General features: G+C 49.6%; 11 protein-coding genes. All 11 read left to right on the forward strand.

Annotated elements, in window-relative coordinates; translation table 11 throughout:
- The first annotated feature begins 9 nt into the window (after positions 1-9).
- The 11 genes from M3650_RS19935 to M3650_RS19985 all read left to right on the forward strand — a co-directional run bounded on the left by M3650_RS19935 (position 10) and on the right by M3650_RS19985 (position 12611).
- Positions 10-492, forward strand: coding sequence for a MarR family winged helix-turn-helix transcriptional regulator (locus M3650_RS19935; RefSeq protein ID WP_251577142.1), 483 nt, complete (start codon positions 10-12; stop codon positions 490-492).
- The gene (locus M3650_RS19940) at positions 489-2216 is read left to right on the forward strand and encodes an ABC transporter ATP-binding protein (RefSeq protein ID WP_019421250.1); all 1728 of its coding nucleotides are present in this window, start codon (positions 489-491) and stop codon (positions 2214-2216) included. The genes M3650_RS19935 and M3650_RS19940 overlap by 4 nt, the downstream gene beginning before the upstream one ends.
- Positions 2213-4069: an ABC transporter ATP-binding protein gene (locus M3650_RS19945; protein WP_285848567.1), complete on the forward strand. Its 1857-nt coding sequence runs from the start codon at positions 2213-2215 to the stop codon at positions 4067-4069. The genes M3650_RS19940 and M3650_RS19945 overlap by 4 nt, the downstream gene beginning before the upstream one ends.
- Positions 4070-4305: 236 nt before the next feature.
- The gene (locus tag M3650_RS19950) at positions 4306-5097 is read left to right on the forward strand and encodes an alpha/beta hydrolase (protein ID WP_251577145.1); all 792 of its coding nucleotides are present in this window, start codon (positions 4306-4308) and stop codon (positions 5095-5097) included.
- Positions 5098-5115: 18 nt separating this feature from the next.
- Complete coding sequence (gene cls, locus M3650_RS19955) at positions 5116-6570, forward strand: cardiolipin synthase (protein WP_251577147.1); 1455 nt, start codon at positions 5116-5118, stop codon at positions 6568-6570.
- 176 nt (positions 6571-6746) lie between these two features.
- Positions 6747-7160 (forward strand): BlaI/MecI/CopY family transcriptional regulator, encoded by a 414-nt coding sequence (locus M3650_RS19960; RefSeq protein WP_019421246.1) that lies wholly within the window; start codon positions 6747-6749, stop codon positions 7158-7160.
- Between the two features lie 3 nt (positions 7161-7163).
- On the forward strand, positions 7164-8012 hold the full coding sequence (locus M3650_RS19965; RefSeq protein ID WP_251577149.1) for a M56 family metallopeptidase: 849 nt from the start codon (positions 7164-7166) through the stop codon (positions 8010-8012).
- Between the two features lie 72 nt (positions 8013-8084).
- Complete coding sequence (locus tag M3650_RS19970; RefSeq protein WP_019421244.1) at positions 8085-8489, forward strand: DoxX family protein; 405 nt, start codon at positions 8085-8087, stop codon at positions 8487-8489.
- A gap of 196 nt (positions 8490-8685) precedes the next feature.
- On the forward strand, positions 8686-9786 hold the full coding sequence (locus M3650_RS19975) for an AI-2E family transporter (RefSeq protein ID WP_019421243.1): 1101 nt from the start codon (positions 8686-8688) through the stop codon (positions 9784-9786).
- A gap of 229 nt (positions 9787-10015) precedes the next feature.
- Positions 10016-10807: an AAC(3) family N-acetyltransferase gene (locus M3650_RS19980; protein ID WP_251577151.1), complete on the forward strand. Its 792-nt coding sequence runs from the start codon at positions 10016-10018 to the stop codon at positions 10805-10807.
- Positions 10808-10955: 148 nt separating this feature from the next.
- Positions 10956-12611, forward strand: a complete 1656-nt coding sequence (locus tag M3650_RS19985; RefSeq protein WP_251577153.1) for a hypothetical protein — start codon at positions 10956-10958, stop codon at positions 12609-12611.
- The last annotated feature ends 13 nt before the right edge of the window (positions 12612-12624 follow it).

The following is a 12624-nucleotide window of genomic DNA, read 5'->3' on the forward strand; positions in this document are numbered from 1 at the left end:
GTAATTGAGATGACGGATAACACAACTGCGCATAAATTGCTGCAGGCTTTTATGCAATTCAACAAGGCGGAGTGGAATCGTCGTACGATAGAAGGCCATAAGCCGAGTGAGATGACGGTGATGTTCTGTATTAAAAAGAAAATGAAGCCGAACACGCCCGGCATGATGGTGTCGGAAATCAGCAGTCTGCTGCATGTGACCTCGCCGACGATTACGCAGCTTATAAAAGGCCTGGAGACAAAGGGATTGGTAGAACGCACGATCGACCCTTCCGATCGCCGTGCGGTTCGCATCAAGCTGACCGACAAGGGGGGTAAGGTGACCGCGAAGGCAGAGGCGGTATTTAACTTGTCCTTTAATGGACTAATTTCGTATTTGGGAGAAGAGGAGAGCAATCTCCTCGCGGATTTGTTGTTCAAAGTATTTACGTATTACAAGGAAAATCCCGTATGTTTAGAGGATATCGAGTCGAGCGGAGATGATGAAGCATGATGAAATTGTTTCGATTTTTACGACCGTACCGCATTCCGATCGGATTTGTGCTTGCGCTTGTTTTTGTGCAGTCACTGTCCGATTTATACTTGCCGACACTGATGTCGGATATTGTGGATACGGGGATTGTGCAAGGGGATACGCCCTATATTTTGAGAATCGGGGGCTTTATGCTGCTCGTTGCAGCTGGGGGCATGATCTGCTCGATCGGAGCGAGCTATTTGTCATCCAAGGTAGCCGCGGGATTCGGCAGACTGCTTCGCGGCAAGGTGTTCGCCCATGTGGAGAACTTCTCGTTGCAGGAGTTTGACAAGATTGGGACCGCTTCGCTTATTACGCGGACGACCAATGACATTACGCAGCTGCAGCAAGTGTTGATTATGATACTGCGCATGATGGTCAGCGCACCGATGATGTGTATCGGCGGTATCATTATGGCCGTATCCAAGGATGCGAAGCTGACGCTTGTGCTGGCGGTTGCCATACCGCTGCTTGCTCTGGCTATCTTCGCGGTGGCAAGCAAAGGAATTCCACTGTTCAAGGCGATGCAGGTGAAGCTGGACAAATTGAATCTGGTGCTGCGCGAAGGTCTTACCGGCATCCGAGTTATCCGCTCCTTTAATCGCATCGATCACGAGAAGGAACGCTTTAATGAGGCCAACCAGGACTTGACCAACACGGCGGTGAAGGTCAACCGCATCATGGCTTCGCTCATGCCGCTCATGATGTTGGCGATGAACTTCTCCACCATTGCGATTATTTGGTTCGGCAGCATTCGCATCGACAATGGACATATGCAGGTCGGGAGCTTGATGGCGTTCATTCAATACGCTATGCAAATCATGTTCTCACTCATTATGGTTTCAATCATCTTTGTTATGATTCCGCGTGCTTCCGCTTCGGCCGCCCGGATTAACGAGGTGCTGAACATGCAGTCTGAAATCAAGGATGCTGCGCAGGTGAAGCAAGCGAATCGCGAGCGTGGATACATCGAGTTCAACGATGTAACCTTCAGCTATCCGGGCGCGGAACAACCGGCAATTTCCAATATCTCTTTCAGCGCAAGCCCAGGCGAGACGACGGCAATTATTGGCGGCACCGGCTCAGGTAAATCTACGCTGCTCAGCCTCATTCCGCGCTTCTATGATGTGGACAGCGGCAGCATTATGGTTAACGGCGTAGATGTACGCGAGATGGCGCAGCAAGACGTGCGCTCGAAGATAGGATTCGTTCCACAGAAGGCCGTGCTCTTCACAGGCACGATTAACGATAATATTTGCTACGGCAAGCAAGACGCGACAGACGAAGAAATACGCCATGCTGCGAATATTGCTCAAGCGACCGAATTTATCTCTGCCATGCAGGACGGCTTCGACTCTGAGATTGCGCAAGGCGGATCGAATGTATCAGGCGGGCAGAAGCAGCGCTTGTCCATTGCGCGGGCGCTAGTAAGGAGACCGGAAATATACGTGTTCGATGACAGCTTCTCCGCACTGGACTTCAAGACTGATGCGAAGCTGCGCGCAGCGTTGAAAGAAGAGACGACTGAATCCACTGTATTGCTCGTAGCACAGCGTGTAAGCACGGTCATGGACGCCGATCGGATCATCGTACTGGATGAGGGTCGCATTGCAGGGATCGGCACGCATAGGCAACTGATGGATTCCTGCAGCGTATACCGGGAAATCGTATCCTCACAGCTGTCAGAGGAGGAGATTGCATGAGTGAACAACAAAGAGGGCCGAAGCCTGGCGGACATAGAGGACCGATGGGTCCAGGTATGTCGATGCCGGCAGAGAAAGCGAAGGATTTCAAGGGCACATTGAAAAGACTGATGGGCTATTTAAAGCCTCGCAAATACCAATTGATTACCGTATTTATTATGGCGGTGCTTAGTACCGTATTCACCATTGTCAGCCCGAAAATTATGGGTAAGGCGACGACCAAGCTGTTCGAGGGCTTGATGACAGGCACGGGTATCGATTTTGAGTACATCTGGCAAATACTGCTCGTCTTAATCGGACTGTATCTGGTAAGTGCCATGTTCAGCTATATTCAACAGTATTTGATGGCTGGCGTAGCGCAGCGCATCGTGTACGACATGCGGAAGCAGGTCAATGCTAAGCTGTCGCGCTTGCCGCTGAAATATTTTGACTCGCGCACTCATGGTGAAATTTTGAGCCGGGTGACGAATGACGTCGATAATATAAGCAGCACGCTGCAGCAGAGCTTGACGCAGCTCATTACATCGGTAATTACGATTATCGGGGTTATTGTGATGATGCTGACGATTAGTCCGTTAATGACGCTGATCTGCATCCTGACGCTTCCGCTTAGCTTCGTGGTCACGATAATGATTGCTAAGCGTTCACAGAAGCATTTTAAAAGTCAGCAGACTTCGCTCGGACATTTGAACGGACATGTCGAAGAAATGTACACCGGACACAAAATCGTTAAAGCATTCGGCCGCGAAGACAAATCGCTAGATGAATTCAATAAAATTAACGATAAGCTGTATGATTCCAGTTGGCGCTCTCAATTCATTTCCGGTATGATAATGCCGCTCATGTCCTTCATTGGCAACATTGGCTATGTGTTAATTTGTGTTGTCGGCGGCGTTCTTGTCACGAAGAGAACGATTGAAATCGGGGATATCCAGGCATTTATTCAATACGCCAGACAGTTCACCCAGCCGATTGCCCAAGCGGCCAACATCGCCAATATGATTCAGTCGACCATCGCTTCTGCGGAACGGGTATTCGAAGTGCTCGACGAGGAAGAGGAGGTGCAGGAAGCGGCCAACGCGGCAACGATTGCTCAGCCGCAAGGCGATGTTCGCTTCGAGCATGTTCAGTTCGGCTATAAGGAAGATGCGATGTTGATTGAAGACATGAATATCGATGTGAAGCAGGGCCAGACTATCGCTATCGTCGGACCGACAGGCGCAGGGAAGACGACGCTCATCAACCTGCTCATGCGCTTCTATGAGATTAATGACGGGGCAATCACGATTGACGGTGTGAACATCACTGACCTGAAGCGCGGCAGCTTGCGCAGCATGTTCGGCATGGTGCTACAGGATACGTGGCTCTTTAACGGAACCATTCGTGATAACATCGCTTACGGCCGAGCAGGGGCTACAGAGCAGGATGTAGTCCGGGCTGCTAAGGCAGCGCATGCCGATCATTTTATCCGCACGCTTCCAGACGGCTACGGTACGGTTCTGAATGAAGAAGCGTCAAACATATCGCAAGGTCAGAAGCAGCTCTTGACGATTGCCCGCGCCATCTTGGCCGACCCGGCCATACTGATCCTGGATGAGGCGACAAGCAGCGTAGATACGCGTACCGAAATATATATCCAGAAGGCAATGAATGAGCTGATGAACGGCAGAACGAGCTTCGTCATTGCCCACCGCTTGTCCACGATTCGTGATGCCGATCTCATTCTCGTCATGGATCGAGGCAGTGTCATAGAGAAAGGCAACCACGAGCAGCTGCTGGAACAAGACGGGTTCTACGCCGATCTGTACAACAGTCAGTTCTCGGGCGGAGGGGTCCGGAAGGAAGTCGTTTAAACGCAAATTATTTGCTTGCAGGGCGTGCTTCAAGCCTATCCTTATCCTTATCCTGTGTGATGAGGAGGAGGGGCTTGGGCACGTCTTTTGTGTTGGTAAAATATCGGTTATGATAAATGTAGGACTTCAAGGGTGATTGCAAGATTCGATGTCGAATGTGCTTCTAGATTGACTTCGTGCTCAAAAGTGAGCTTTTTGAGCAACCTCTTAAAGAAAACGTGGAAGGGGATAGAGTAGTGGCACTGATCAATTGCAGTTTTTATTCCGAAGCGTTAGGGTTTAATACGTCCATGACCGTCATTCTGCCACAGAACACGACGACACAGTATGGGATAGAAAATGTCGCGGTGTCCAAGCAGCTTCATCCTACGCTGTTCCTGCTGCATGGACTGTCGGATGATGATTCGACTTGGCTGCGGCGCACCTCGATTGAGCGGTATGTCGCCGCACTGGGGATCGCTGTCGTCATGCCGCAAGTGCAGCGCAGCTTCTACACCGATATGGCTTATGGGTATAATTATTGGACATTTCTGACGGAAGAGCTGCCTGCGATTGCACGGGACTTCTTCCCGTTATCTCCAGCGCGCGAACATAATTTCGTCGCCGGGCTGTCCATGGGCGGTTACGGCGCATTCAAATGGGCGCTGTCCCATCCAGACCGTTTCATGGCAGCGGCGAGCTTATCCGGCGCGGTCAATATGGCGAACCCGTACTTCCGCGATAATATGATGCCGATGGATTATAAGCTGGTCTATGGCCAAGCGAAAATATCGGATACCCCGAATGACTTGTTTCACCTGCTCGCACAATGTGAGCGGTCAGAAGGCGCAAAGCCGATGCTGTATCAATGCTGCGGCACGGAGGATTTCTTGTATGAAGATAATGTATTATTCCGCGATGCGGTACGGCAGACGGCTCTTGATTACACATACGATGAAGGTCCAGGTACGCATGATTGGGCCTATTGGGACGCCCGGATTCAGGATGTGCTTCGCTGGCTGCCGCTGAACAACAAGGAACAGTCATAGAACAGGAGAACCATACGAATGTGGATGTCAGAAGCAATCAACTTTTTGGCGAAGTGGATTGTCGTTATCAATTTTTTGTTTGCGGCGGTCATCATCTTTCTGGAGCGGCGCAACGTCGGCGTAACATGGGCGTGGCTTATGCTGCTGCTATTCTTGCCGTACGTTGGATTTCTCGTTTACATTTTAATTGGACAAAATCTGGCGCGCCGGAAAGTATATAAAATAAAGCCGCGCACAGAGCGGCTCGTACGAGATGAAATTGCCGTTCAGGTGCGGCAGATGCAGCAAGGGGAGTTTTTTTATCGACAGCCTTCCAATCAGAAATATGAGCAATTAATTTACATGAATCTGGCGAACAACTACTCGCCTTTAACGCAGAACAATGAGGTCGACATTATAACGGATGGTCATGAAAAAATTGATGCGCTCATTGCGCGCATACATAGCGCTACGAAGCATGTTCATCTGCTCTATTACAAATTGGCAGGGGATGAGACGGGCAGAAGGGTCATCGATGCTTTGACAGCCCAAGCAGAGCAAGGGCTCGAGGTGAGGCTGTTGTACGACGACATCGGTTCGCCTGGTTTGAAGGAGGACGCGTTGCAAGGCTTGCGGGCAGCAGGGGGAGAGGTTTATCGATTTTTCCCGTCCCGGATTCCGTATTTAAATCTGCGAGTCAACTACCGCAACCACCGCAAAATTGCGGTCATCGACGGAGAGGTAGGCTTTGTCGGCGGGTTCAATATCGGGAATGAGTACTTGGGACTGGACCCGAAAATTGGGCATTGGCGCGACACGCACCTTGTGCTCAAGGGAGATGCCGTTCACCGGCTGCAGGCGCAGTTCATGCTTGATTGGTCGATTGCGGCGCAACAATATATTCCGTTTGCTCCAACCTACTTTCCGGATATCAATACGAACGGCAGCAAGGCTGTACAAATCGTGGCGAGCGGACCGGATTCAGACAAGCAGCAAATCCGCAACGGCATGATCAAGCTCTTTTTTGAGGCAAAGGAACGCATCTACTTGCAGACGCCGTATCTAGTGCCAGATGACAGTGTGCTGACAGCGCTTAAGGTCGCCGTCCAATCGGGGGTGGATGTGCGCATCATGATACCGAGAAAAGGAGACAGCCGGGTTGTGCAGTGGGCCTCCAATTCGTATCTGGGAGAGCTGCTCCGCGCGGGAGCGAAGTGCTACTGGTATGAGAAAGGATTTCTCCATGCCAAAACGGTCGTGGTGGACGGGCAAGCGGCTTCTGTCGGCACGGCCAATATGGACCACCGCAGCTTCGAGTTGAACTTCGAAGTGAATGCCTTCGTCTATGACGACGGGATCGGTGCGCGGTTGGAGCGTATATTCGAAGACGATATGCGGGATGCGCGCCTCTTGACGTGGCCCGAATACAAGCGGAGAGGCATCGGCAGCCGCTTCGTCGAATCGATCTCCCGCCTGCTCTCGCCGATATTGTAGAATGTAAGCTGGAGCCTGTTCACGTGCAGTCTTTTCACTAACAGCGAGCCATTCCCCTTACACAAGCGATGGATGGAGGTGGCTCGCTTGTTGAGCATAACCATACCTAAATATGGACATACTTGACATGTCCTGCGGTTTCACACTACAATTCGTAGTGGGGAGGTCGTGCTGTGATGAAGATTCAGAACTTCAAGTTTCACGAGAGCGGAATGAATCGTTTCTTCGGGCCGCTGGAAGCCAAGATTATGAACATCTTGTGGGATGGCAACGAAATGACGATCAAAGATGTTCAGAAGAAGCTGGAGCAAGAGAAGAATGTCAATTTCAATACCGTTATGACGGTGATGAACCGGTTGGTAGAGAAGGGGATTCTGCTCAAGCGGACGGAAGGAAGAACTTCGTTATTTCGCCCGGTGTTGTGCCGCGACTCATTCCTGGATACCCAATCCAAGGAGCTGACGCACGAGCTGATGGATGAATTCGGCCCTCTTGTGGTCAATCACATGCTCGATGCATTGGAGGATGTAGATGAAGGACTGTTGGATAAGCTCGAGCAGAAAATAAAACAGTGGAAAAAGGACACGTAATCCATGTGGAATAATCGATCAAAGCTGATTTTTGGGTCGTCCGTTCTGATTGCGGCAATTGTTCTATTTCAGATGGGGATGTACTCGATGCAAGTTCTCGCAGGCTGGGAACTGCATTTTAACCTCGTCGAGGTATGCTCGACGTTGATGCAGAATTACGGCTTGTCCACGTTTGCTTACGCTCTTGATGCTTTAGTCTTTTATACGTTGTTCTTAATGCTGTTCGCTGTAGTGAGACAGATCGTGCTTTCCAAGAATGCCTATAAAAGATTAAAGACCTATCGGCATGAATGGCACACCGCAGCCTTCAATTACTCCTATAACGGTGGTAAAGAACGCATCATCGTCATTGATCATCACGCGCCGATTGCGTTTACGATGGGCTTGTGGAAGCCGAGAATTATTATTTCCACCGGGCTGATGGAGCTGTTGGACAGCAATGAGCTCGAAGCGGTCATCTATCATGAGATGTATCACCAGAAGCATAGAGACCCGATTAAGACCTTTGCGGTATCACTGTTCGCATCAGTTATGTGGTACCTTCCGATCCTGAAATGGTCTAGACAAAAATATAAAATCGTCAGAGAAGTGCTGGCGGACCATTATGCGATCAGTCGGCTTGGGACACCGGCACACTTGGGAAGCGCCCTGTTCAAAATGCTAAAACGCGGCCAAGCGGCACCGATGCCGTTCTCCTATGTGTCATTTGCTGACACGTCGATCAACTACCGCATTCAACAGCTAGTCGAACCGGGGACGGATGATTCGTGGAAGCTGCCGTTTACGCCGGCGATGATCTCGCTGCAGGTGCTGCTTGTGTTGTGCGCTATGTTTATTGTTGCGTTGTCCTAATTTTTTTATCATATAGCACTACAGTATGTAGTTTGAAAAATGTACAATCATTCAAATGAGGAGGATTTCATTATGTTTGCAAACAAAGGAACAGGTTCTTTAATTATTCGTCTGGTGCTTGGTATTATTTTCTTCGTGCACGGATTGCAAAAATTCCAGGGTGGGATTGAAAATACGTCCGGATTCTTCGACAGCGTAGGTATTCCTGGATTTATGGCGTATGTCGTTGCCGCGATCGAGCTGGTAGGGGGCATCTGCTTGGTGCTTGGCCTCGGTACGCGCATCGTTTCCGGTGCATTTTTTATCATCATGCTGGGCGCGGTTGCGACGGTCAAATGGTCAATGGGCTTCGTCGGTGGTTACGAACTCGATTTGGCGTTAATGGCGATGTCTCTGCATTTGCTCGTAAGCGGCAGTTCCTTGCTTTCTCTCGACCGGATGATGTTCGGCCGTGCTGCAGACCAAAATAACGCCTAATTGGATATTGAAAGGTTGTTCAAATTGAACACGCACTATAAGCAATAAACTTCATCCCCTTCCCGTTCGTCCGCAAGCCGGTGTCTGTATCAACAGATGCCGGCTTGTTTTATGATCGGCAACCGATTTGTAGTTCAAAACGTAATCCATATATACTTATCTGTGTGCAGAGAAAATTACAGTCCCGGAGGTCGCGATGTTCAAGGATCGGAAAACGTTATATTATTTAGGTTTATTCACTATTGGCTTGGTGCTGTACAAGCTTGTTGACAATATCGATAACGTAATGGGCGTTGTCGTTTCTTTTTTAACCATGCTTACGCCGCTCTTCATTGCTTTTTTCATTGCGTATTTGCTGCGGCCGCTCGTGAACGTATTGGAGAGAACATTGCTGGCTAAGACCCGGTTGAAGCGAATGTACAGCATATTGCTCGTGTACACGTTATTTTTGGGAATTATCGTGCTGTGCATCACGGTGATTACGCCAAGGGTCATCACCAGCGTCAGCAATCTTCTTACCAACATGCCGAGCTATCTGGCGAGCACAGACGTATGGATACGATCGAATGTGCTGGAGCAAGAATGGTTTATCCGTTCGGGATTAGGCGAGAAGCTCGGATCGTACTTGAGTTCCGTCTCTAGTCAAATCAGCGACTTTCTCAAGTTGATTTTGAACAATTTGCTGTCCAGTCTGCTTTCACTCACTTCCACGCTGCTTAATTTAGTCATCGGCTTTATCATTTCGATTTATCTGTTGAAGGATAAGGAGAAGATTGGCGGGGGCTCTACCAAAATATTGTATGCGCTGCTGTCCAAGGGGCGGGCTGACTCGATTATTGCGATCGTCAAGCGGACGGACAACATCTTCTCGCAATATTTCGTCGGCGTTATCTTGGATGCGACGGTTATTGGCACCATTGTGTTTGCAGGCCTGCTCATCCTGCAATCGCCGTACGCGCTGCTATCCAGCCTGATTGTGGCGGCAACGAATGTCATTCCGTATTTCGGGCCGTTCATGGGTATGGTCGTTGTCGGCATCATTACGTTGTTCGTGTCCCCTGCCCAGACGTTGTGGATTGTCCTGTTCATTTTCCTGGTGCAGCAATTGGACGGGTACCTCATTGGACCCAAAATTTTAGGCAACAAGGTGGGGATTGGCCCGATCTGGATTATACTCGCAATTATTATCGGCGGCGGATGGTTCGGCATTATCGGCATGTTTATATCCGTACCGATTGTGGCCGTCATCAAAGCCGGCTTCGATTCTTTCATTAGCCGGAGAATTGCCGCGCGCTGACAGCGGACGGCTTCCCTCAACACTAGACGGAGTCTCTGCCAATATGGCGGACTCCGTCTTTTTGCAGATCATGATGCTTTCACCCAGTGCGGTTATGTACCCAACACCTTCTTTTCACGTGGTTCCCACTGGATTGTTATGATAGTAGATGCTGTCGCTCCGTCATGTCAATACGTACCTTTCAAAATCAGGTATACTATTGGCAATGGGACTATAGAGGAGGATTACTGTGCATACGAAAGCAAGCTTAATGAAGCAATTGGAGCAACTGGACATCGACAAGCATGGCACGCTGCTCGTTCACTCTTCGTTAAAGAGCATGGGCGAGGTGGAATACGGAGCTAATACGGTGCTCGATGCACTGTCCGAGTATATGAAGGATGGATTGCTGGTGCTTCCCACCCATACGTGGGCAAATATTAATGCGGATAACCCGAAGTTCCATGTGGATGCTTCTCCGTCCTGCATAGGCATACTTCCGGAGTTGTTCCGCAAACGTCAAGGCGTGGTTCGCTCTTGGCATCCGACGCATTCGGTAGCAGCATTAGGAGCAGATGCAATAGACTTTACAACTGGAGACGAACGTTGCGATACGCCTTGCGCAAGGGAATCGGTCTGGGGAAAGCTCTTGGACCGGGAGGCTGCCATCCTGCTCATTGGCGTCGATCTGCGGCGGAACACGTTCATGCACGGGGTGGAGGAATGGGCCGACATTCCCGGACGGGTGTCTGATGAGCCAGAATTGCTGTACACTGTACTGCCTGACGGTACGGAGATACCGGTCCCTTCACGGAGACATTACGGGAAGAATTGGTCGGAGCATTTCTGGAAGGTAGAAGATGTATTCGAGCAAAGAGACGTCATGTACAAGGGAACGTTTGGTGATGCCGAAGCGCGTGTGTGCAATGCGGTGCGGATGACAGACCTTTTGTTTGAAATGCTGCACGTATTCCCGGATTTGTTCTCGGATAATGAGCCTCTCAGCGCTGAATTTACGAACCGTTTTATGAGGAGCGAGTAGCTGTCATCCAGGGGCTGCTGCGCCCCTTTTTGGACTGTGCGCCGATGGTGTTCGTGCACAAAGTTTATTGTTCTTGTGCAATCGATGATATAATGGACGCATGAGTCTAAAGTCTTATTTTTACAATGATGAAAGCAGATGAAATGAAATGAGTGACAGACTGAGCTTTTCCAGATGCCTCAAGACGATGATGGACATTACTGGATTGACGGCACGGCGTTTGGCGCATGCGCTTCACTTCGAAGTGTCGTCGGTATATAAATGGATGACCGGGCAGCGCTTGCCGCAGCAGAACAACATGACGAGCCTGTGCCATTCCATCGCCGCTGAAATCGCCGGGCTCATCGTGCCCGATTCCCCGATGGAGGACCGAATCAGACCGCTGCTGCTGTGCTACGCTCCCGAACCGGAAGAAAGTCATTCTTCCATGCCTCGGAAGAAACAATACGAGCAATGGGTGGAGCACGCTTTGCAGCACGCGTATACGCTCTCCAAATTTTCCAAGCGCAATCACGCATCATGGCCGTTCCAAGCCAACGAAGCAGATGAAGCCAGTCCTTTCTTGGCAGAAGCGGATGGACATTCAATCCAACCTTTGCATGGGACATGTCATCTTCCCATTGGTGCCGAAATTTGCTGCAATTCGCAGAGCTACCATCAAGCGCTGCTTGATATGCTGAAAGAAGCGGGCAAGGCCGGAGATTCAGCGGACAAACAGTTAGTCAGCATAGTGCGGTGGGGGAGTGATTTGCTGAATGAACCTGAAGACATGCGGAAGGGCCTCATCCGTCAGCTCAAGCAGCTATCGCAGCAAGGATGGGAGCTTGGTGTCGGATATATCCACGATTTATATGATGAGATCTCATACGACTCGTTCAAAAGGCTGATAGCCGTGTATCTCGAATGCCCCGAAATCAACTACTTCATGCCGAATAGCAACTATAAGATGGTATCCATTGATAGAGTAACCGTCATATCCGGTGTTGGAGCATTACTAAGTTATAATCTGCAGGAACAGGGATTTGATCTGACGATTATCGTGCGCAACACAGAGGCAGTAAGCCAGATGCTGACCTATTATCGCAATGTTTTGAAGACATTCAGGCGGCTCATCCGCACGTATGATCAAGATCCAGCAATCACCACCGATGCGGAGCATTGGAACTATCTGGCGGGTGATATGTATCTGTTAACTCGCACCATTCCATCCATATTCATGCCTGACAAGCTGTTCGAACGTATGCTGGAGCATCTGAAGGTTCCTTCATTTACTAATAGCCGTGATGAACTGATTCATAATATGCGAGAAAAAAGAGCGCTCATGTTAACCCAAATGTCCAGTTATAAGTTTTACTGCAAGCTGGCCAAGAGCAGTTTCATACAATTTGTGCGAACCGGAAAGATGACGTTGTTCGGTGTCGATCTGTGTTTCTCGGTACAGGATCGTATCGAATGCGTCAAACATATTATACATATGCTAGGGTATCCCACCGTCAATTTGCTTGTGTACAATCTACAAGATATGGAGCATAAGCGGGTGAGCAGGCTCATCCTGTTTGAAGACAATCAGTTGAAAGTGCAGCTCCGTGTCAAGCCATCAGGGCACAAAGCGTTCTCTGGGGAAGAGAACGTTCATATTTCGATTGAAGATCCGTTTATTGTCGGCTTGTTCAAACAGCGATATTTGTTGAACTGGGATCATGCGGATTGGAAGTCCAAAGATAAAGCCCATTGGATTCGCTGGTTAGAGAAGCATCTGGCCTGGTTGGAGGACAACAAGACAACATTGGACAAATTGAATTGAATCCAGTAACCAC

It is taken from the genome of Paenibacillus sp. MER TA 81-3 (genome assembly GCF_023713585.1).
In the GTDB taxonomy this organism is placed as follows: domain Bacteria; phylum Bacillota; class Bacilli; order Paenibacillales; family Paenibacillaceae; genus Paenibacillus_B; species Paenibacillus_B profundus.

Bases quoted from the DNA above. Each gene is read 5' to 3' on its own strand.
- M3650_RS19935 (WP_251577142.1), top strand. From the start codon at position 10: ATGACGGATAACACAACTGCGCATAAATTGCTGCAGGCTTTTATGCAA.
- M3650_RS19940 (WP_019421250.1), top strand. From the start codon at position 489: ATGATGAAATTGTTTCGATTTTTACGACCGTACCGCATTCCGATCGGA.
- M3650_RS19945 (WP_285848567.1), top strand. From the start codon at position 2,213: ATGAGTGAACAACAAAGAGGGCCGAAGCCTGGCGGACATAGAGGACCG.
- cls (WP_251577147.1), top strand. From the start codon at position 5,116: ATGTGGATGTCAGAAGCAATCAACTTTTTGGCGAAGTGGATTGTCGTT.
- M3650_RS19960 (WP_019421246.1), top strand. From the start codon at position 6,747: ATGAAGATTCAGAACTTCAAGTTTCACGAGAGCGGAATGAATCGTTTC.
- M3650_RS19965 (WP_251577149.1), top strand. From the start codon at position 7,164: ATGTGGAATAATCGATCAAAGCTGATTTTTGGGTCGTCCGTTCTGATT.
- M3650_RS19970 (WP_019421244.1), top strand. From the start codon at position 8,085: ATGTTTGCAAACAAAGGAACAGGTTCTTTAATTATTCGTCTGGTGCTT.
- M3650_RS19975 (WP_019421243.1), top strand. From the start codon at position 8,686: ATGTTCAAGGATCGGAAAACGTTATATTATTTAGGTTTATTCACTATT.
- M3650_RS19985 (WP_251577153.1), top strand. From the start codon at position 10,956: ATGAGTGACAGACTGAGCTTTTCCAGATGCCTCAAGACGATGATGGAC.